The following is a 21,257-nucleotide window of genomic DNA, read 5'->3' on the forward strand; positions in this document are numbered from 1 at the left end:
CAAGCAAACTGGGTTGCAAGCGCCATCGCCTTGTGAACCTTGCGATCTCGTCCCGATCGTTACGCGCGGAGATGCATCGCCAAGCCTCTGGTCCGTCCCGGCGCGGAAGGACGCTCGGGCGCACATGAGAAAACGTACTAATGCGCCAAGATGATGGCCGGCCACGATGGCGCCACTATGTTCGCCCTCTGCCGTCGGAGCGTAGCATGATCAGTTTTCGCAAAGTTGCCACCGGCCTGCTTGCCGCAGCGCTGACAACGCTCATCGGAGTCGCCTCGCCCGCGCAGGCGCAATATCCCTGCACCGGTGCACCTGGCGAACAAATGGCGGCAGTGAAGACGGAGCCAGGCGGGGCGACGGTTCCACTATGTATTCCCGGTGCATCGCCGCAAGAAGCTCCGGCTCCGGCGCCGCAAGGAACTCACGCCGCCTTTGCCTTCCACGTGGACGCCTCGGATTTCTGGATCGACGGAAACTATACGGGACCGGGCCATGCCGGCGAGCGAATCTCCCTCGAACAGTGCAACCGCGTCATGGGCGGCGGCTGCGTGTCGGGCGGTGGCTGGGGCAACGCAGCCATGGTGGTCTATCGCAATGGCAGGGGCGAACTGTTCTGGGGATGGAGCTATGACAAGGCCAGCGTGAACAAGGCCCAGACCGATTGTCGCGCCAATGCTATTCTGCCGTGCGAACAGGTGTTGAAGCTGGGATCGAGCACACGCGAACGCTTTCCCGGCGCTGAAGCCCGCAAACGCTATCTGGCTGGCGCCTGGGTCAAAGGCGCGGAAGGCTACGACGGCAAGCTCTACATCGCCAGTGGAGAGCCGACTTACGCCGCGGCTGCCGACAAGGCGATAAACGCCTGCCGAGCCGCCACAGGCGGACGCGAATGCGCGGTGATAGACTACACCGCCGATGGCGTGTTGCAGGCCTATCGCTCAGCCGACGAACAAGGTGTGGTAGTCGAAACCACAAGCGCGCGCGCGGCCAAGGCCACACAAGGCGTCTGCAAGAAAGCCAAGGTCAAATGCACCCTTCAGGCGCAGTATGACGCTCGCCGCCCGGGCCAGTTCGTCCATGATTTCAAATCAGCAGGCGGAGGCGAATGAACGTTTTTCCCTATCCGTTCCTTCCGGAGTAATCATGCGAACTCTGATCCAGACCTTCTCAATGGGCATCTGCGCGCTCGTCCTTGCCGCCATTGCCCAGCCCGGCGCAGCCCAATCACCCTATCCCTGTTCGAACGCGCCGGGCGAGCGGGTGGTCGGCATGACCAACTCGGGCGGGGTGACGGTGCCGCTTTGCGTGCAGGACGGCCCGCCTCAGCCCCCTCCACCGCCCGTGACAACCCATGCTGCGCTCGCTTGGCATCCCGACGCGTCCGACGTGTGGGTCGATGGCAATTGGAACGGTCCCAACAACGGAGCTCAGGAGGGGGCGCTGGCGATGTGCGCCCGCGTCATGGGCGAAGGCTGCGTTGTGGGGGCGGTTTGGAACGATTCCAGCCAGCAGATCTACCGCAACGATCGCGGTGAGCTGTGGATCGCCTGGACCTACGACAAGGCCAAAGTCGCGCAGGTGGAAGCCGAGTGCCAGGGCAAGACCGTCCTGCCGTGCGAGAAGGTGGTCAAGATCCATTCGTCCTATGACCGCGATCCGGGGCCCGAAGTGCGCAAGCGCTATCTCGGGTCGGCGTGGGTGGCCGATGTGAAGCAGGACGACGGCAAGCTCTACATTGCCAGCGGCGAACCCAGTCTTGCCGCAGCACAGACCAAGGCGATGGCTGCCTGCTCGGCGGCCAATCCCGGCGCTACCTGCGAAGCCGCCGCCTGGACGGGCGATGGATATTTGCAGCCCTATTTTCTCGGCGAAAGGGCGGTAAGCACTGCGCACACCAGTTCCAAGCGCGCGGCGCAGGCAGCCAAAGCGATCTGCAAACGCGAGAAGGCCAAGAGCTGCACGCTGCAGAAGCAGTACTCCGCCCGTGAGCCGGGCCTGTTCGTGCACGACTTCCTATCCGGGCGGTCGCGGTAAACAGGAGGATCGACAACCGCCGCCTTATAAGGAAGGGAATGGTTCCGCGTCGCGACCCGAAGTCCCATCGGTCCACCATGCGCGCCTAAAAGTGCGCGCCGTGCAAGGCATTCCACCTCACCATCTCCAACAAGCGACCGCAGGTGCCGCCCCGTGCCAAACCCAAGGTGACGGGCTTTCGTGATCGAGGCGACCTAGCGCTTCTTGCCCGCTGCTTTCTTTGCAGGGGTGGGGGCGGCGGCTTTGAGCGCCGCCAGTTCCGCCTCGATTGCGCTCGCTTTCTGCAAGCCAGCAATCTCGTCGTCGAGCGAGGCGGGTGAGGGGGCTTCTCCGGGCACATCCACAAAACCGGCGCGGCGTTCCAGCGCGTCAATCCGGTCAATGCGGCGGTCGACGTGGGTGTCAGTGGCGGCAGCAGCAGCGGGCCTTGCTGCGGCTTCGGCCTTCACCATTTCGGCGATGCGCGCGGTGATGGCGGTGCGCTTGGCTTCCAGATCGGTGATAACGGCGGCGGCCTCGGCAATCTGATCTCCCAGCGCGGCGGCGGCGGCGGTGGCATCAGCGGCCTTGGCACGCTCGGCCTCGCGGGTCAGCAGCGCGGCGCGGGCAAGATCCTCGCGGCCGTGATCGACCGCGATCTTGGCCTTGCCGGTCCATTCCTCGGCCCCGGCGGCGATGCGGACGGCGGTGTCTTCCAATCGGTCACGCTGGCGCTTCGCCTTGGCGGCATCGCCATGAAGCGCGATCAGCGTTTCCTCGATCTCGGACTGGAGCAGCCGCAGCATCTTGCGCGGATCACCCGCCTTGCCGACGAGGTTGTCGACATTGCTAGAGACGAGTTCGCGCACACGGATGGCGATAGTGATCATGGTTTCCCCCGATGGAACGGTGCCGTCTGCCTATCACGTGGAGGTTAATGGTTGAAGTGGCTTGCCAAAATATTCAGCCGCACGCGGCGGGTTGCTTTTTTGCGCTGCTGCCTCTAACCGCGCGCCTTCGCTCGGCCCCAGGCCAGAGTGATTCCGTGCGGGAGCCTCTGCAATGCACGAAGCAGAGGCGCTGGACCGCTTAACATGAGCCCGGATGGAAACAGCCGGGCAACAGTGCGACAGGAGTAAGGCCACATGGCCAAGAAAATCGAAGGCTATATCAAGCTGCAGGTGCCCGCCGGCTCTGCAACCCCCTCGCCGCCGATCGGTCCGGCGCTGGGTCAGCGCGGCGTGAACATCATGGAATTCTGCAAGGCGTTCAATGCCGCCACGCAGGAAATGGAAAAGGGCATGCCGATCCCGACCGTCATCACGGTCTACGGCGATCGCTCGTTCACCTTCATCACCAAGACCCCGCCCGCATCGTACTTCCTCAAGAAGGCGGCTGGCCTGAAGTCGGGTTCGAAGGAGCCCAGCAAGATTTCGGCCGGAACCATCAAGCAGTCGCAGATCCGCGAGATCGCCGAAGCCAAGATGGCCGATCTGAACGCGAACGACATTGATCAGGCGATGAAGATCATCGCCGGTAGCGCCCGCTCGATGGGCCTCGAAGTGGTGGAGGGCTAAGCACATGACCAAGATCACCAAGAAGGCGAAGGTTCTGGCCTCGCTCGATCGCGAAAAGCTCTACACCGTTGACGAAGCGCTCAGCGTGCTGCGCCAGTACAAGACCAAGTTCGACGAAACCGTCGAAGTGGCCATGAACCTCGGCGTCGATCCGCGTCACGCCGACCAGATGGTCCGCGGCATGGTCTCGCTGCCCTCGGGCACCGGCAAGGACGTCCGCGTGGCTGTGTTCGCGCGCGGCGACAATGCCGAAAAGGCGCTGGCTGCCGGTGCTGACAAGGTCGGTGCGGAAGATCTGCTGGAAGACATGCAGAACGGCAACCTCGACTATGACCGCGTGATCGCCTCGCCCGACATGATGGGCGTCGTCGGTCGTCTCGGTAAGGTGCTCGGCCCCAAGGGCCTGATGCCGAACCCGAAGCTCGGCACGGTTACCCCGAACGTCGCGCAGGCGGTCAAGGACGCCAAGAGCGGCCAGGTCGAATACCGCGTCGAAAAGCAGGGCATCATCCACTCCGGCATCGGCAAGCTCAGCTTCTCGGATGACGCGCTGAAGGCGAACTTCAAGGCGCTGACCGAAGCTGTCGTGAAGTCCAAGCCCTCGGGCGCCAAGGGCAAGTACGTCCGCAAGGTTACCATGACCTCGTCGATGGGTCCGGGCCTGAAGGTCGACCTGAGCGAAGTCGAAGGCGCGTGATTTGAAGGGGCGAAGCCGCATCCGCGGCTTCGCTTCCTCGCTCATGCGACCTGTCGGTCGCATCGCTGCGGGCGCGCGGTCGCGCTTGCGATCCTTTCAGGATCGATGAGTCGTTTTTCCTGCGCTGCCTGAATGAGGACGTAGAAGGGATCGGAAGCCATGTGCTTTCGGTCCCTTCCCTTTTGGCGGATAGGTCATTCGCTCCCTTGTCTTTTGCCCGCGCTCTCCCATGTCATCAGGTGACGCGGCCCCTCTCTCCTCCCCCCGCCGCGTTTCTTGAAAGAGGTTTGACGATGCCCGTTCCTTCCGAACGCCTGGCCGGGTGGCTGAAGCCCAAGTGGCTGGTGGCAGGCGTTGCGCTCGCCGCCTTCGGGTTGCTGCTGAGTTACGATGTCAGACTGGGCCTTGCGGCGGGTGCGCTGCTTGGCGCGGTGCTGGTCGTCTGGTTCTATATCGCGCTGCGTTACGGCTCGCTCAGCGGGGTGCCTTCGGTGCGCACCACTCTGGTCGAGCGCGCGCAGCAGCAGGAGGCCAATCGCAGGCTGGCAACCACGCGGGCGGGATCAGCCCCGCAGGAAAGCTCTGATCCGGCCCAGCGCCCCTGATCGCTGCGCCAGCGCCTTGGCCTGGCCGACGCCCGCATCGAACCCCGCCCGCGCGCCCAGCAGGGTGCGGTTGGCAAGCGTCGGTTCGAGCAACACGAGGCTGGAGCATGCGGCGGAATGCGTGCCGAACATTGCCTTGTGTGCCCCGTCACCCTCGGTGAAATCGAACCACCGGTACCGCCCTTCGGCAAACAGCCGCTCCAGCGCATCCATCTGGAGAACTGTGCCGGGTGACAGCCGCGCCCAATCGGGATGGTAGCCGAGATGGGCGTAAACCAGCGTCTCGCCCGTCACGGGAAGTGACAGGTAGGCGACCGGCTGGCCGCCGGCATGAAGCAGGAAGGCCCGCATCCGGTCCGTTCCGGCAGCTTCGAGCATCGCGCGGCGGGACGCGGCATCTTCGGGCAGGCCCGCACCCAGCAGCCGCGCCTGATAGGTCAGCGCCGACAGGGGCAGCGCCGCGTCGAGGAAGGCTTCGATCTCGGCCGGGCTGCGATGCTCGGTCAGGGTATAGCCGCCCGCCTCGTCCGCCAGCTTGCGCGCCTTGCGCCGCAGGGTTGATCGGGTCTTGCCCGAGAACTGCGCCAGATAGGCATCAAAGCCCTGCGCCATGTCGATATAGTGGCGGCGATAATCCTGCCGCCCTCCGGCAATGAAACCGGGGTAGTGCGCCGTCACTTCGGCCAGCCGCGCGGTCGGGGCGGAGAGCACCCGCACCCCGTCGCGCCCGCTGGGGCAGGCCGCGGGCAGGGTGCCGGCCAGCACGTCTTCAAGGCTGAAGCTCCAGGTCGAAAGCGCGCGCGGCACGCTCAGCAGGCGGCGCGAGCCGAGAGTGAAGTCGATCGCTGCGCTGGCCATGCCCGGATGCCGCTAGGTCGCACCGTAAAGCGCGTTGGAGACGAATTGCTCGGCCAGCCGGTGCCCGGTGCGCATCGCGCTTGCCGGGAGCGGCTGTGCGGAACCGCCCGTCAGGCGCAGGACCGGAGGACTGTCCTTGTAGTTGCCCGTTTCCACGCCGCGCATCGTCGCCAGCGATTTGATCAGCCCGCCAAAGCGGCGGCGCACGATGTGGTTCACCGCCAGCTTGCGGCGGTTGATGAGTTCGAAGGAGTGGCTGACCAGCGTAAAGCTGTCGCGCCCGCAATCGCGCGCATGGCGGATCGCGCAAAGCATCTCGCTGAGCGTCAGCGCGGTGATCTGGGCATGACGCTGCCCGCCGCCGAACGCGCCGATCGCGCCAACAGGCACTTCGATCACGCCCATGTGGCCCACCGGATCGCGGTCTTCGGCACCGAGGGTGATGCGGCACAGGCTCGCGCCTGCCAGCGCCGGACAGTGGCTCGAATCATAAGCGATGCCGAGCGCCGAAAGCGCGCGCAGCGTGTCGTCATTGGCGCCGTAATTGCCCGCACGGAAGGCGACCGGCGCAGGCGCGCCTGCCGCGATCAGCGTGGCGCGTGCGTATTCGAGCAGCTGGCACTGCTCCTCGAACGGGAAGTCCGCGATGCTTAGACCGGTGGCCTTGGACGCGAGCGGATTGGCGCTGCCTGAGTGGGCGAGCCATTCGGTGTGGCAATGGAGCTGCACGTCCTGCCCGGCGGCGATGATGGGTGCGACAATGTCCTCGATCGCGGCCACGCCCCACACCAGTGCGGGCATGGGGTCGACAAAGAACACCGCCTTCTGGCCGTGCTCCTCGAGCACCTGAAGCTTGTGGGTGATCCCGGCGCTGCCATAGGGCGTGATGCAGGCGATCGAGCGGGCGAAGTTTTCCGCACGGTCAGCCGTCCCCGGCCCCGTGTAGAGCCCGGAGGAATATTCGGTGTCGATCGTGATGAAGACCCGCGTCGTCATGTCTCCGGCTATATCGCCAGAGGGTTAAGACGAGGTGATGCTGTCTCTTGTGGGTGTCAGATGCCGCCCGGCGTGAAATCGTAACCGTGCGCGGCGAGCCCGTCGGCAAGACTGTCGCAGCAGCGTTTCAGGTCTTCGGCGCTGACCGAGCGGACCACGAAATTGGCGCCGACCTTGCCTTCGCGGAAGAAGGGGTAGGAGCCGATCTGGCAGGTTTCGTGCGCGGCTTCGACCTTGCGGAGCAGATCGGCAACCTCGCTTTCGGCGACCCAGCAACCGATGGTTTCGGACAGCAGCGGCGCGCCGCCTTCAAGCTGGCCGGTGAGCGCGTCGAGCATCCCGGCGGTGATGTGCGGCACGCCCGCCATCACGAACAGATTACCGCGGCGAATGCCGGGCGCGCCCGACATGCGGTTGGGGATCAGCTCCGAACCCTCCGGCACCCGCGCCATGCGAAGGCGCCCTTCGTTGATGCCGCCGCGGCTTTCGTAATAGCGTTCCAGCAGCGCGCGTGCTTCGGGGTGGATGACGACCGGCACGCCCAGCGCGGCGGCGATGGCATCGACAGTGATGTCGTCATGCGTCGGCCCGATCCCGCCTGTGGTGAAGAGGTAATCATAGGCGGCGCTGAGTGCATGGACCGCCTCGACGATCCGGCTTTCGACATCGGGCACCACGCGCACTTCGGCAAGGCGAATGCCCTGCACCTGCAGCCAGGTCGCGACCTGCGCGATGTTCTTGTCCTGTGTGCGGCCGGAAAGGATTTCATCGCCGATGACGATAAGCCCGGCGGTCCAGATTTTGTCGGGAGAGGTCATGGGGGAAGGTTAGGGGAGAATGGCGAAGGACAAAAGGGCTTCGTCACATTCCTCAACCCGTTCGCGTCGAGCGAAGTCCAGAGGCACCAAGACAGGTGTCTCGACTACGCTCGACACGAACGGAGTTGGGGGTGTCTTACTCCGCCGCCTCCAGCTGCTCGTCGTGCCCCCGCGCGTTCGCACCGGCGCGGGTGAACGTCAGGATGCCGTCGCCCAGCGGGTCTTCCTTCATGCGCTTGCGGTCGAGCACATATTCCTGATTGAGCCGCCACGGATAGGCGACCGAATTGCGCGGCATGATGTGCTTGCCGCGCTGGATGTAGCCGGACGAGAAATCGAACACGTCGTCCTCTACGATCTGCGCCTCGGCCCCGGGCGTCAGCACCGGCGTGGCGATGGTGGCACCGCTGGCGCGCATCTGTTCCAGCACGCGGCACACATAATCCGAGTTGATGTCGGCGCGCAGGGTCCAGCTGGCGTTCAAGTATCCGAACACCACCGCAAGGTTGGGCAGGTTCGAGAACATGCAGCCCTTGTAATAGAACCGCTCGTTGAACTTCACCGGCTCGCCATCGATGCGCACGTCGATCTTGCCCGCGACAGCCAGCTTCAGGCCGGTTGCGGTGACGACGATATCGGCAGGCAGGAACTTCCCGTCGGTCAGGCGCACGCCGCCCTTTTCGAACTTGGCGATATGCCCGGTGACGACATCCGCCTTGCCCGCCTTCATCGCGGTGAAAAGATCCTCGTCAGGCACCAGGCACAGCCGCTGTTCCCACGGGTTGTAGGGCGGAGTGAAGGCGTCCTTGTCGTAATCGGGGCCGAGCGCGGCTTCGATCTTCTTGTAGAGCGCGTCCTTGACCTTCTGCGGATTGTCGCGCGCCAGCTTGAAGCTGAAGTCCTGCATCTTGATGTTCTTGAACCGGGTCAGCCGGTAGGCGAGCTTTTCCGGCAGGATCTTGCGCAGGAAATTGGCAATCGCATCCTTGGCGGGGCGGGTGAACATCCATGTCGGCGTGCGCTGGAGCATGGTCACATGCGCCGCTTCGCGCGCCATCGAGGGGACAATGGTCACCGCCGTCGCGCCCGATCCGATCACGACGACATGCTTGTCCTTGTAATCGAGGTTTTCGGGCCAGAATTGCGGGTGGAGCACCTGACCGTCAAATTCGCCAAAGTCGAAGCCGGGGTCATAGGGCTCATCGTAATCGTAATAGCCAGAGCCGAGGTAGAGGAAGTTCGCGGTCATGTGCGTGCGCGAACCATCGGCCTTTTCCATCTCGACATGCCAGCGGGCGTCATCGTGATGGAAGTCGGCGCTGATGACCTTGTGGCCGAAACGCATGTGCTGGCGGATGCCACGCTCGTCGACGATCCGGTCGAGATATTCGAGGATCGCGGGTGCATCGGCGATGCTCTTTTCATGCCGCCACGGTTCGAAATCGAAGCCGAGGGTGTGCATGTCACTGTCCGAGCGGATGCCGGGATAGCGGAACAGATCCCACGTGCCGCCCAGATTATCGCGTCGTTCCACGATCGCGTAAGTGTGGTGGGGCGCCTTCATTTCCATGTGCGCGGCCATCCCGATGCCGGAGATCCCGGCACCGACAATCAGCACGTCGACGTCTGGCGGTGTTGCGAGCATGACGGGGCCTCTCTCTCCCTAATTGACACTGATGTAACCACAGCGGGTCAGCAAAAGCGAGTCTTGAATGGCAAAGTGCAACCGAGTTTGGGGTGACGCGCCGCCAGCCAGGCTTTAAGGCGCGCAGCCATGACCTTCCGTGCCCGCCTTCTCGCCTGCGCCCTGCTCCTTCCCGCCGCCGCGCCGCTCGCCGCGCAGGACGAGGCCGATCTGCCCGAAGACGAGGCGTTGGCCGAGGAGATCATCGTCACCGGGCGCGGGCTCGATCCGGCGCTTTCGACCGGGATTTACGCCACCACCACGCTTGAACGCGAGACGATCATCGCCAGCCCTTCGGGCCGGATCGAGGATGTGCTGCGCAATGTCGCGGGCTTCCAGCAGTTCCGCCGCTCCGACAGCCGCTCGTCGAACCCCAGCGCACAAGGCGTGACGCTGCGCGCGCTGGGCGGCAATGCGACGAGCCGCGCGCTGGTGCTGCTCGACGGGGTGCCGCTGGCCGATCCGTTCTTCGGCTACATTCCCCTGTCCGCTATCGCACCCGAGACATTGGGTACGATCCGCGTGACACGCGGGGGCGGGTCCGGGCCGTTCGGCGCGGGCGCGCTGGCCGGCACGATCGACATGGAGAGCGCCGAGCCGGGGGCGGGTGGCCCGTTCCTCGGCAGTGCGGCGGTCAATGACCGGGGCGAAACGGAGGCGAGCGGGGTGCTCACCCAACGGCTCGGGCGCGGCTTTGCGACGGCAAGCGGGCGCTGGGACCGGGGGCAGGGCTTCTTCACGACGCCCGAGGATCAACGCGTTCCCGCCACTGCGCGCGCGGCTTTCGAAAGCTGGAACGCGGCCCTGCGCGCTGTCGCGCCGCTCACCGACACGGTCGAAGTGCAGGCCCGCGTCGCCGCCTTCCGCGATGCGCGCACGCTGCGCTTCGAAGGGGCGGATTCCACCAGCGATGGCGAGGAAGCCTCGATCCGCTTTGTCGGACGGGGCGCGTGGCAATTCGATGCGCTGGCCTATGTGCAGGCGCGCGACTTTTCGAACATCGTCATCTCCTCGACCCGCTTCACCCCGACGCTCGACCAGCGACGCACGCCGTCCACCGGGATCGGCGGCAAATTCGAGCTGCGCCCGCCGCTGCTTGAGGGCCATGATATCCGCATCGGCGCCGATTACCGCCGCGCCGATGGGGAGTTGCAGGAGGAAGCGCTCAACGCCGTTTCCGGCGCCATCACCGAGCGTCGCCGGGCGGGCGGGGCGACCAGCAATCTCGGCCTGTTCATCGAAGACGACTGGCAGATCGGTCCGCTCACCATCAACGGCGGCCTGCGCGCCGACCGCACCAGCATCACCGATGGCTTCTACCGTGCCGTCACGGCCAATGGCGCGCCGGTCAGCAGCCTCGTCGCACCCGACCGCAGCGACTGGGCGGTGAACTGGCGGGCCGGCGCGCTGTTCTATGCGACCCGCCGCCTCGATCTGCGCGCTGCGGCCTATACCGGGTTGCGCCTGCCGACCCTCAACGAGCTGTACCGCCCCTTCGTGGTCTTCCCTGTGGTGACCGAAGCGAACGCCGCGCTAGAAAACGAACGGCTCGAAGGCTTCGAGATCGGGTTTGACTGGCAGCCGGTCAACGCCGTGGTGATTGCGGTGACCGCCTTCGACAACGAGGTCGAGAACGCCATCGCCAATGTCACCATCGGCCCCAACCTGCGCCGCCGGGCGAACTTGCCCGCGATCACGGCGCGCGGGATCGAGGCGAGTGTGGCGGCAAAGTTTGGTGCGGTCAGCCTTGACGCAGGCCTCGCCTGGACCGACGCCGAAGTGCGGGGCGAAGGCACCTCGGCCGATCTTGATGGCAACCGTCCGGCGCAGACGCCGGAGTTCGCCGCAACGCTGACACTTGGTTGGGAACCGGCCCCCGGCTGGCGGATCGCCGGAACGCTGCGCCATGTATCGGCCCAGTTCGAGGATGATCGCGAGCTTGATTCGCTTCCCCCGGCGACCACGATCGACGCGTTTCTGGCCGTTCCGCTGGACGGAAAGCTCTCGCTGGTGGCCCGCGCGGAAAATCTCACAGACGAGGAAATCGTCACCCGCAACCAGGGCGGGTCGATCGACCTCGGCGTCCCGCGCACCTTCTGGCTCGGGTTACGCTACGGCTTCTGATCTTCTGCTGATCGGCGAAACAATATTACCATTTGGTCTGTTGCACGGCACTCATGCTGCGTTGCAACAGGACATGTTGCATAATTGATACGCCTGATCAGAACTTTTCCTATGACTCTTGTTAGGCGGCGCGACACTGATAGGCTTCCGCACGCTAATCCAAGCCCGGCATCAAGACCGGCTGGTAAGTGGAGAGAGGGAAACCATGACGCGCAAGTTCGCAACTTACGCCTGCGGCCTGTTGGCCTGCAGCGCACTGACCACCCCCGCCTTTGCCCAGGACGAAGATGCCGGAGCAAATTCGACCCGTGAAGACAACGTCATCATCGTGACCGCTACGCGGCGCGCGCAGGACGTGCAGGACATTCCGCTGGCCGTGACCGCGATTGCCCCGCAGCAGCTTGAAGCGCAGCGCGTGGTGAACATCCAGCAGATCGCCGCACTTGCTCCCAGCTTTACCGCCAGTCAGGCGCAGCTGGCCTCTGGCTCGGTCGTGCTGCGTGTTCGCGGCGTGGGGACGACCTCGAACAATATCGGCTTCGAAAGCGCGGTCGGCATCTTCATCGACGGTGCCTATCAGGCCCGCCCCGGCGTGGCGCTGACCGAATTCGTCGACGTGGAACGCGTCGAGGTGCTGCGCGGCCCGCAAGGCACCCTGTTCGGCCGCAACACCTCGGCAGGGGCCCTGAACATCACCAATGTCCGTCCGGACGTGACCGAGTTCAGCGGCTTCGTGAACGCCGAATACGGCAACTTCGACGAAAAGAGCCTGCAGGGCGCAATCAACGTGCCGATCGTCAAGGACACCCTCGCGTTGCGCCTGACCGGTGCCTATCGCGAGCGTGACGGTTTCCTCACGGTCGTCGACCGCACCGGGGCTGAAATCGGCGATACCAACAATGTCGACCAGTGGCTGGTTCGCGGCCAGATCGGCTGGGATACCGATAGCGGTCTGCGCGGACGCATCATCGCCGATTATGCGAAGAGCCAGTCGAGCTGCTGCGGCGCGATCGAACTGTATCAGACGCCGCTCGCCACGCTGGGCCTGTACAATGCGGTCGGGCTTGGCGCCAATGGCGGCAATGGTCAGCCGTTGGTCGCCACGAACCGCGACGATCAGGGCACCTTCGAGCGCGCGATGGACAACCGCATCATTTCGGCCAACATCGTGCCCGAAGCGGACGTGGACAACTACGGCGTCACCGGGGAACTTGAATTCCCCATTTCGGAAAACGCCGACCTGATCTTCATCGGCTCGTACCGCAAGTATCAAAGCTTCGAGAAGTACGATTCGGACTTCACCGCTGCCGACATTTTCAACGTGCCGGCGCTCAACCTCGAAATCGACAACTGGACAGCGGAACTGCGGCTTCAGGGCGAAGGCCTCGGAGGCAAGCTCAACTACATGATCGGCGGGTTCTATTCCGACGAGCAGATCGACCAGTCGGTCACCTTCCAGCTGGGCGCGGATTATGACCGCAATGTCGGCGCGCTGCTGGCTGGCGGCACGTCCGGCGCCAGCCTCAACCCGGCCTCGCCGATCTTCTTTGGCCCCACCCCGTTGCAGCGGCTGACCGGAATCAATCCCGCCGGATCGGGCAACACCAACCGCTTCCAGCAGGACGCCAAGAGCTACGCAATCTTCACGCACAACTCGCTGGAGATCACCGATGGGCTCGAACTGACGGTCGGTGCGCGTTATTCGTGGGAAGAAAAGTCGGGCGGCTTTACCCAGACGGCGGTCAATAATCAGGTTTGCCCGTCGACGCTTGGTGCGCTTGGCGGGTTGCCGGCGTCCTTGCGTCCCACCTTCCTGGCCTTGGGCTGCTTCGGGTTTACTGCTCCGGCCAATCTTCCGGCCGCTTTCGGCAATCCCACCGCGACCCCGCCGGTCGCGCCACTGCCGCTGGTACGCACCTTCCAGTCAGACTTCGAAGATGAAGAGCTGATCTACACGATCAAGCTCGGCTACGAATTCAGCCCGTTCGTGACCAGCTATGCCAGCTTCACGCACGGCTACAAGGCGGGCGGGATCAACCTTGATACCACCGCAGCCGTGCTGGGCGCGGATCCGACCTTCCTGTCGGAAGAAGTCGACGCCTACGAACTCGGCGTGAAGGCGCAGACCCCTGACGGCGCGGTGACGGTCAATGTCGCGGCGTTCTACGAAGAGTTCAGCAACTTCCAGGTGCTCGAATTCACCGGCACCGCCTTCGCGACCTTCAACGTGCCGCTCGCGGAAACGCAAGGGATCGAAATCGAAAGCGTCATCCGTCCGAATGACGAACTGACCTTCAATCTGGCTGCGACCTTCCTTGAAGCGAGCTACCCGGATGATTGCGCGGGCACGCAGACTTCGGTTCAGGTGGTGGCGCTGTGCGGCAACGACCTCACCAACGCGCCGCAGATCGTCGCGCTGGCCGGGGCGATGTGGGAAAAGCCGATCAACGACTCGATGGAATTCTTCGTCGCCGGTCAGGTGCGCATGGAAGGTGACCAGCGCACCTCCACCCAGGCGAAGATCCTCCCGACTGTCGCAGCCGGTTCGACTCAGGCGCAGGTGCAGACCGCGGTTAACGCTGCGGCCCCGATCATCGCCGATATCCAGGACGGCAAGGCCTTCGTGAACCTGCGTGCGGGTCTGCGCTTCGCCGATGGCAAGTATGCGATCGAAGGCTGGGTCAACAACCTGACCGACGAAGTGGTGCGCGGGGTGACCTTCAACACCACCCTGCGCGGATCGGGCGCGGCCAACTCGCGTTCGGCCTTCACCCTGCCGCCGCGGCAGTACGGTGTGACACTGCGCGCCAAGTTCTGAGGCGCATCACAAGTTAGCTCCGCAAAGGAGTGGGAGAGGGGGCGGCTCGCTACGGCGAGCCGCCCTTTCGCTTTTGTGTGCGAGGGTGCCTCCGCGCCCTGAAATCTTTGGCGTCCTCGGTGCGTTTTTGTTGCCCTACCGCTTCGCTGCTTGAGGGCGAGCGCACCTTCGGCAAGGCAAGTGGCCACGAAAAAGGCGGCCCGGTCACCCAAGCCGCCTATTCCTTACCTCAATCATCGCGCTGGAACGGCCGCGAAGCGACCGCAAGGCCGACCGGCCGCCCGCAGGTGCTCGATCCTGTAAGGATCGAAACGCACCGAGGACGTGCCCGCGGAGGCGGGCACGATCACATAGAACGCGCGATCAGCATCTTCATGATCTCGTTCGAGCCGCCGTAGATGCGCGCGATGCGGGTATCGCGGTACATGCGGGCGATGGCGTAATCATTGATGTAGCCTGCGCCGCCGTGGAACTGGAGGCACTTGTCGACCACTTCCGATTGAAGCTCGGTCACCCAGTACTTCGCCATGCTCGCGGTCGCCACGTCGAGTTTCCCTTCGAGCAGTTTGGCGATGCAATCATTGACGAACACGCGGGCCGCAGTGCCCCGCGCCTTGAGGTCGGCCAGCACGAACTGGGTGTTCTGGAAGTCCCAGATCGTCTTGCCGAAGGCCTTGCGGTTCTTGACGTAGTCGACCGTCACATCGAGCGCCTTCTCGATGCCCGAAATGGCGTTCATCGCGATCACGAGGCGCTCCTGCGGCAGTTCGCCCATCAGCTGGTAGAACCCGCGACCTTCAACGCCGCCGAGCAGATTGTCAGCCGGAATGAACACGTTGTCGAAGAACAGCTCCGAGGTGTCCTGCGCATCGAGCCCGATCTTGTCGAGCTTCTTGCCGCGCGCGAAGCCTTCCGCACCCTCGGTTTCGAGCAGGAGGAGCGAGATGCCCTTGGCGCCCTCGGCCGGATCGGTCTTGGCAACGACGATGATGAAATCGGCGAGCTGGCCGTTGGAGATCCAGGTTTTCGAGCCGTTGAGGCGGTAGCCGTTGCCGTCCTTCAGCGCGGTGGTCTTGATCGACTGGAGGTCGCTGCCCGCATCCGGTTCGCTCATCGCGATCGCGCTGACGAGGTCGCCCGCGACGAGGCGGGGGAGATACTTGAGCTTCTGCTCTTCGGTGCCGTGACGGACGAGATAGGGCAGGATGATCGTGTTGTGGAGCGAAGCGCCGAAGCCGTCGACGCCGTGCTTGCCCTGCTGGTCGATCACCACCATGTCATGCCGGAAATCGCCGCCGTGGCCGCCATATTCGGCGGGCACCGAGACGCCGAGCAGGCCCGCTGCACCCGCTTCGCGCCAGAACTCGCGCTCCACCATCCCGTCCTCGCGCCACTTTTCGACCCGCTTTTGCGGCGCGTGCTGGGCGTAGAACTTGCCGACAGCATCGGCGAAAATCGCGATTTCTTCTTCTTCCATGAAGGCCGGGGGCGGCACATCGATGACGGGCATGGTTATTCCTCTCTCGTTTGATCCCAGAATTCAGCGAAGGCTTACTTGCCCGTCCAGTTCGGCTTGCGCTTTTCGGCAAAGGCCGCCGCGCCTTCGCGCGCGTCGTGGCTGACGAACACCGGGCCGATCAGCTTGCCCTGATTGGCATAGCGGTCTTCCATGGCCCAGCCGCGCGATTGCTTCATCACGGCCTTGGACACCTTCACTGCGAGCGGGCCGTTCGCGGCGATCTTTGCCGCCAGCGCCTTGGCACCTTCCAGCGCCTGGCCTTCGGTCACTTCGTTGATCATGCCGAGTTGGTACGCGCGCTCTGCCCCGATGAAATCGCCGGTCAGGGCGAGTTCCAGCGCGATGCGCTCGGGGATCTGGTCGGGCAGCATCATCACACCGCCCGCCGCCGCCACAAGCCCGCGCTTCACTTCGGGGATGCCGAACTTGGCGTCCTTGTGGGCCACGACGAGGTCACAGGCGATCATCAGTTCCAGCCCGCCTGCCAGCGCATAGCCTTCGACCGCAGCGATCAGCGGCTTGGCCGGGGGAGCCTGCACCACGCCGCCGAAGCCCTTGCCCTCGACCGAGGGGGTTTCGCCGCGCAGGAAGCCTTTGAGGTCCATGCCCGAACAGAACGTACCGCCCGCACCGGTAATGATCCCGACGCGCAGGTCGTCTTCCGCATCCAGCCGTTCCATCGCCGCAGCGATTCCCTCGGCCGCAGCGCGCGTCATGGCGTTCTTGGCTTCGGGGCGGTTGATGGTGACGATCAACACGCCATCGACAACTTCGGTCAGCACTTCGGGGGCAGCGGTCTCGCTCACGACATCTCTCTCCTGTCAAAAATGTGATTGCGATTTGAAACGCAATTCTTGTGCGAGTGGTGCAGTGGGTTTACGGACGCGTCAACCGCAATTTCGCTATAAATGGAGAGAGGACCATCATGGCCGAGGCTTACATCATCGACGCAGTGCGCACCCCGCGCGGGATCGGCAAGCAGGGCAAGGGCGCGCTGGCCGCGTGCCACCCGCAGCACCTCGCCGCCACGGTCCTCAAGGCGATCAAGGACCGCAACAATCTCGACACGGCGACGGTCGATGACGTGATCTGGTCGGTCAGCACGCAGGACGGGATGCAGGCGGGCGACATGGGCCGCATGGCTGCGCTCGACGCGGGCTATGACATCACCTCCAGCGGCACCACGCTCGACCGCTTCTGCGGCGGCGGCATCACCAGCGTTGCGCTGGCTTCGGCGCAGGTGATGAGCGGGATGGAAGATTGCGTCATCGCGGGCGGGACCGAGATGATGAGCCTCACCGCCGCGATGAGCCAGGAAAAGATGCGCGCCGGGATCAAGCCGCCGATGATGGGCAGCTACAATGCGCGCCTTCAGGCCGTGCACCCGCAGTCGCACCAGGGCATCTGCGGCGATGCGATCGCGTCCAAGGAAGGCTTCACCCGCGAAGAACTGGACGAAGTCGGCTACCGCTCGCAGCAGCGCGCCGCCGAGGCGATTGCCGCGGGCCGCTTTGCCAAATCGGTAGTGCCGGTGGTGGGCGATGACGGCACGGTGCTGCTCGACCGCGAGGAATATCCCCGCCCGCAGACCACCCGCGAAGACCTTGCCAAGCTGGAGCCGGCCTTCCCCAAGATCGCCGACGTTCCTCTGGACGAGGCGGGCACGACCTTCCGCAAGCTGATCAACCAGAAGTACCCCGATCTGGACATCCAGCACTTCCATCACGCGGGCAATTCCTCGGGCGTGGTTGATGGCGCGGCCGCCGTGCTGATCACCTCGAAGGACTATGCCGAAAAGCACGGCCTCAAGCCCCGCGCCCGCATCGTCGCCACCTGCAACATGGGCGATGATCCGACGCTGATGCTCAACGCGCCGGTGCCTGCCGCGAAGAAGGTGCTGGCCAAGGCCGGTCTCACCACTGACGATATCGACCTATATGAAATCAACGAGGCTTTCGCGGTCGTCGCGGCCAAGTTCGTGCGCGATCTCGATCTGGATTGGGACAAGGTCAACGTCAACGGCGGCTCAATCGCGCTGGGCCACCCGATCGGCGCGACGGGTTCGATCCTGATCGGCACCGTGGTGGACGAGCTGGAGCGTCGCGGCGGTCGTTATGGCCTCGTCACCATGTGCGCTGCGGGCGGCATGGCCCCGGCGATCATCGTCGAGCGCGTCGACGGCTTCGTCGACTGAGGCTGCACACATGATCGCTGACAATACGCCCGTTATTATCGGGGTCGGGCAGTATTCGGAACGGGTCGGAGAACCCGGCTACGAAGCGCTGTCCTATATGGACCTCGCCGGACGGGCGCTGGGGTCGGCGATTGCGGATTCGGGGGCGAGTGGTGACGTGGCGCAGGCCATCGACACCCTCGCCGCGATCCGTGCTTTCGAAATGTCGCGGCCTGACCGCAAGCCGCCCTTCGGTGCGGCGGACAATGTACCGCGCGCGATTGCCAAGCGGGTGGGGGCTGATCCGAAGCGCGCGATCCTCACCACCACCGGCGGGCAGACCAACCAGCAATTGGTGGGCGAGTTTGCCTCGGCCATCGCGGCAGGCGACAGCCGCTGCGCGGTGATCGTCGGTTCCGAGGCGATCTCGACCGTGCTTGCGCTGACGGCCAAGGGCGAGATCCCAGACTGGTCGGAAGCCATCGGCGGCGAGTTTGAAGATCAGGGCTTCGGGGTCGAGGAACTGCTTGAGCCGGTGCTGTTCATGCACGGCGCCAGCGGGGCGATCCCGCTTTATGCGCTGGCGGAGAACGCGCGACGGCATAAGCTTGGGCTGGGGCTGGAGGAATACCGCCTCGCAATCGGCAAGCTGTTTGCACCCTTCACGCGCGTCGCGGCGGCAAACCCGCACTCGGCGGCTCCGGTCGAACGGACGGCGGAGGAACTCGCCACGGTCACCGACCGCAACCGCATCGTTGCCGAACCCTATCCACGCATGACCGTGGCGCGCGATCAGGTGAATCAGGCGGCGGCGATCATCGTCGCCAGCGCCGGGCTGGCCCGCGAATTGGGCGTGCCCGAGGACAAGTGGGTCCACATCCACGCTGTCACTGCCGCGACCGAACTGAAGCTCTCGCAGCGGCCTGACTTGGCGGGCAACCCGGCCTCGCTTGGCAGTGTCGATGCGGCCCTGGCGCGCGCGGGCAAGGGCATCGACGCGATGCACTATATCGATTTCTACTCGTGCTTCGCGATCCCCGTATTCAACCAGTGCGACCATTTCGGCCTCTCCGTCGATGATCCGCGCGGGCTGACGCTGACGGGCGGGTTGCCGTTCTTCGGCGGGGCGGGGAACAACTACTCGGCCCACGCCATCGCCGAAGCGGTGCAGCGCGTGCGCGGCGACCGGGGCTCCTATGCGCTGGTCGGTGCGAACGGCGGGTGGATGAGCAAATATGCGACCGGCGTCTATTCCACCGAGCCTGCCGACTGGAGCGGAAACGACCGCTTCGCTGTGCTGCCCAAGGCGACCGACAAGGTGCCGGTGGCGAAGGAGCCGGTGGCTGCGGCTGTGGTGGAGACCTACACCATCAACCGCGGGCCCAAGGGTGCCGAGGCGATCTTTATCGGGCGCTCCGACGCAGGCGAGCGGGTGGTGGGTAATGCCGATCTGACCGATCCCGCCACGTCAGCAGCCTTCGAAAGCGGCGAGCCTTTTGGCAAGCGCCTGACCCTGACGCAGGACGAACGCGGCCGGACGGTGGGCCGCATCGCCTGACCTTGCGCGAATCGCCCGTTTGCGGTAGATGGTTTCAATTGAAACTATCTCGACAGCGGGGACTGAAGTGATGAACGCGCCGACCAAGGATCTTTTCGAAAACCCTGTCGGCCTCGACGGCTTCGAATTCGTCGAGTTCTGCGCGCCGGAAAAGGGCATGCTTGAGCCCGTCTTTGAAGCGATGGGCTTCACCCGCGTGGCGCAGCACCGTTCCAAGGACGTGCACTTGTGGCGTCAGGGCGGCATCAACCTGATCGCCAATTACGAGCCGCGCAGCCCTGCCTGGTACTTCGCGCGCGAGCATGGCGCTTCGGCCTGCGGCATGGCGTTCCGGGTGCGCGACGCGGCCAAGGCCTATGACCACCTGATCGCCAAGGGTGCAGAGCCCGTCGCGGTGCAGACCGGGGTGATGGAACTGCGCATCCCCGCGATCCGCGGCATCGGCGGCGCGATCCTCTATCTCGTCGACCGCTACGAAGGCGCGGAAAAGGCGGGCGGCCTCAGCATCTACGACATCGATTTCGAATATCTGCCCGGGGTGGACAAGCACCCCGAAGGCGCGGGTTTCCACACCATCGATCACCTCACCCACAACGTTTACACCGGCCGCATGAAGTATTGGGCGGACTATTACGAGACGCTGTTCAACTTCCGCGAGATCCGCTTCTTCGACATCAAGGGCGAATATACCGGCCTCACTTCCAAGGCGCTGACCGCGCCCGATGGCAAGATCCGCATTCCGCTCAATGAAGAGGGCGAGGGCGGGAAGGGCCAGATCGAGGAGTTCCTGCGCGCCTTCAACGGTGAGGGCATCCAGCACATCGCGCTGATCTGCGACGATCTTCCGGCTTGCTGGGACCGGCTGCAAAAGCTCGGCGTGCCCTTCATGACCGCGCCGCCTGCGACCTATTACGAGATGCTCGCCGAACGCCTGCCGGGTCACGGCGAGGATGTGAGCCAGCTCCAGATGCGCGGCATCCTGATGGACGGCACCACAGAAGGCGGCCAGCCCCGCCTGCTGCTCCAGATTTTCGCGCAGGCACAGGTCGGGCCGGTGTTCTTCGAATTCATCCAGCGCAAGGGCGACGACGGCTTTGGCGAGGGCAACTTCAAGGCGCTGTTCGAGAGCATGGAGCGCGACCAGATCATCCGCGGCGTGCTCAATGTCGAGGAGCCGGCCGAATGACCCACCCCGTTGCCCTGTCAGGAATCCACCACGCCGCCTATCGCTGCAAGGACGCGAAGGAGACGGTGGAATGGTACGCCCGCGTGCTCGGCATGACCTACACCACCGCCTTTGCCGAGGATCACGTGCCTTCGACCGGCGAGTATGATCCCTACATGCACATCTTCCTGGATGCGGGGAACGGCAACATCCTCGCCTTCTTCGAACTGCCGAACCAGCCGGAGATGGGCAAGGACCCGAACACCCCGGCGTGGGTGCAGCACTTGGCGCTGAAAGTGCCTTCCGAAGAGGCGCTGCTCGCCGCCAAGGCGCATATCGAGGCGCAGGGCATCGACGTGCTCGGCCCGACGCATCACGGCATCTTCAAGTCTATCTACTTCTTCGACCCTAACGGTCACCGCGTGGAACTCGCGGCGGACATTGGCACTCCAGAGCAATACGAGGAACTCGCCCGCGTCGCGCCGGTGATGCTGGAGGAATGGTCGCAGACCAAGAAAGCCCCGCGCCACGCCGACTGGCTGCACGAACTGGCGCGCGCGGAACATGCCGCGAAGGCATGACACCTAACATTTGATCTGACGCAAAGCGCGAGGCCGCCACCTCCCCCAGTTTGGGCCAACCAACAAGGGGG

At 64.5% G+C, this 21,257-nt stretch carries 18 protein-coding genes; 11 read left to right on the forward strand and 7 right to left on the reverse strand.

What is annotated here, in order from left to right; all coding sequences use genetic code 11:
• Window positions 1-206: 206 nt before the first annotated feature.
• Both KVF90_RS05835 and KVF90_RS05840 read left to right on the forward strand, forming a co-directional pair.
• Window positions 207-1,109, forward strand: a complete 903-nt coding sequence (locus KVF90_RS05835) for a hypothetical protein (RefSeq protein WP_264393903.1) — start codon at window positions 207-209, stop codon at window positions 1,107-1,109.
• Window positions 1,048-2,034: a hypothetical protein gene (locus KVF90_RS05840; RefSeq protein WP_264393904.1), complete on the forward strand. Its 987-nt coding sequence runs from the start codon at window positions 1,048-1,050 to the stop codon at window positions 2,032-2,034. The genes KVF90_RS05835 and KVF90_RS05840 overlap by 62 nt, the downstream gene beginning before the upstream one ends.
• A 194-nt stretch (window positions 2,035-2,228) precedes the next feature.
• On the opposite strand, the gene KVF90_RS05845 is transcribed toward KVF90_RS05840, so the two are convergent.
• The gene (locus KVF90_RS05845) at window positions 2,229-2,903 is read right to left on the reverse strand and encodes a PspA/IM30 family protein (protein ID WP_264393905.1); all 675 of its coding nucleotides are present in this window, start codon (window positions 2,901-2,903) and stop codon (window positions 2,229-2,231) included.
• A gap of 255 nt (window positions 2,904-3,158) precedes the next feature.
• Between KVF90_RS05845 and rplK the strand changes: the two genes are divergently transcribed.
• From rplK to KVF90_RS05860, 3 genes are all read left to right on the forward strand, one after another.
• On the forward strand, window positions 3,159-3,590 hold the full coding sequence (rplK, locus tag KVF90_RS05850; RefSeq protein WP_264393906.1) for a 50S ribosomal protein L11: 432 nt from the start codon (window positions 3,159-3,161) through the stop codon (window positions 3,588-3,590).
• Window positions 3,591-3,594: 4 nt separating this feature from the next.
• Window positions 3,595-4,287, forward strand: coding sequence for a 50S ribosomal protein L1 (gene rplA, locus KVF90_RS05855; RefSeq protein WP_264393907.1), 693 nt, complete (start codon window positions 3,595-3,597; stop codon window positions 4,285-4,287).
• A 293-nt stretch (window positions 4,288-4,580) separates the two neighbouring features.
• Window positions 4,581-4,892 (forward strand): hypothetical protein, encoded by a 312-nt coding sequence (locus KVF90_RS05860; RefSeq protein WP_264393908.1) that lies wholly within the window; start codon window positions 4,581-4,583, stop codon window positions 4,890-4,892.
• Here the strand turns inward: KVF90_RS05860 and KVF90_RS05865 are convergent.
• The 4 genes from KVF90_RS05865 to KVF90_RS05880 form a co-directional block, all read right to left on the reverse strand.
• Window positions 4,851-5,750, reverse strand: coding sequence for a GNAT family N-acetyltransferase (locus KVF90_RS05865; RefSeq protein WP_264393909.1), 900 nt, complete (start codon window positions 5,748-5,750; stop codon window positions 4,851-4,853). The two genes, KVF90_RS05860 and KVF90_RS05865, sit on opposite strands and share 42 nt — an antisense overlap.
• Before the next feature lie 12 nt (window positions 5,751-5,762).
• Entirely contained in the window at window positions 5,763-6,746 is a 984-nt protein-coding gene (locus KVF90_RS05870; RefSeq protein ID WP_264393910.1) for a polysaccharide deacetylase family protein, read from the reverse strand.
• A 56-nt stretch (window positions 6,747-6,802) separates the two neighbouring features.
• Window positions 6,803-7,564, reverse strand: coding sequence for a competence/damage-inducible protein A (locus KVF90_RS05875; protein WP_264393911.1), 762 nt, complete (start codon window positions 7,562-7,564; stop codon window positions 6,803-6,805).
• 136 nt (window positions 7,565-7,700) lie between these two features.
• Window positions 7,701-9,209 (reverse strand): flavin-containing monooxygenase, encoded by a 1,509-nt coding sequence (locus tag KVF90_RS05880; RefSeq protein WP_264393912.1) that lies wholly within the window; start codon window positions 9,207-9,209, stop codon window positions 7,701-7,703.
• Window positions 9,210-9,338: 129 nt separating this feature from the next.
• On the opposite strand from KVF90_RS05880, the gene KVF90_RS05885 reads away from it, so the two are divergent.
• Both KVF90_RS05885 and KVF90_RS05890 read left to right on the forward strand, forming a co-directional pair.
• Complete coding sequence (locus KVF90_RS05885; protein WP_264393913.1) at window positions 9,339-11,372, forward strand: TonB-dependent receptor; 2,034 nt, start codon at window positions 9,339-9,341, stop codon at window positions 11,370-11,372.
• A 205-nt stretch (window positions 11,373-11,577) separates the two neighbouring features.
• A complete protein-coding gene (locus KVF90_RS05890) occupies window positions 11,578-14,190 on the forward strand; it encodes a TonB-dependent receptor (RefSeq protein ID WP_264393914.1) in 2,613 nt (870 codons plus the stop codon).
• A 346-nt stretch (window positions 14,191-14,536) separates the two neighbouring features.
• Here the strand turns inward: KVF90_RS05890 and KVF90_RS05895 are convergent, their stop codons facing one another.
• Window positions 14,537-15,700, reverse strand: coding sequence for an acyl-CoA dehydrogenase family protein (locus tag KVF90_RS05895; RefSeq protein ID WP_264393915.1), 1,164 nt, complete (start codon window positions 15,698-15,700; stop codon window positions 14,537-14,539).
• Window positions 15,701-15,741: 41 nt separating this feature from the next.
• Window positions 15,742-16,515, reverse strand: a complete 774-nt coding sequence (locus KVF90_RS05900; RefSeq protein ID WP_264393916.1) for a crotonase/enoyl-CoA hydratase family protein — start codon at window positions 16,513-16,515, stop codon at window positions 15,742-15,744.
• 119 nt (window positions 16,516-16,634) lie between these two features.
• On the opposite strand from KVF90_RS05900, the gene KVF90_RS05905 reads away from it, so the two are divergent.
• The 4 genes from KVF90_RS05905 (at window position 16,635) to KVF90_RS05920 (ending at window position 21,186) form a co-directional block, all read left to right on the forward strand.
• A complete protein-coding gene (locus tag KVF90_RS05905; protein ID WP_264393917.1) occupies window positions 16,635-17,903 on the forward strand; it encodes an acetyl-CoA C-acetyltransferase in 1,269 nt (422 codons plus the stop codon).
• Between the two features lie 10 nt (window positions 17,904-17,913).
• The gene (locus KVF90_RS05910; RefSeq protein WP_264393918.1) at window positions 17,914-19,440 is read left to right on the forward strand and encodes an acetyl-CoA acetyltransferase; all 1,527 of its coding nucleotides are present in this window, start codon (window positions 17,914-17,916) and stop codon (window positions 19,438-19,440) included.
• 70 nt (window positions 19,441-19,510) lie between these two features.
• Complete coding sequence (gene hppD, locus KVF90_RS05915; RefSeq protein WP_264393919.1) at window positions 19,511-20,626, forward strand: 4-hydroxyphenylpyruvate dioxygenase; 1,116 nt, start codon at window positions 19,511-19,513, stop codon at window positions 20,624-20,626.
• Window positions 20,623-21,186, forward strand: a complete 564-nt coding sequence (locus KVF90_RS05920; protein ID WP_264393920.1) for a VOC family protein — start codon at window positions 20,623-20,625, stop codon at window positions 21,184-21,186. Before hppD ends, KVF90_RS05920 begins: the two co-directional genes overlap by 4 nt.
• The last annotated feature ends 71 nt before the right edge of the window (window positions 21,187-21,257 follow it).

It is taken from the genome of Porphyrobacter sp. ULC335, from assembly GCF_025917005.1.
GTDB lineage: Bacteria > Pseudomonadota > Alphaproteobacteria > Sphingomonadales > Sphingomonadaceae > Erythrobacter.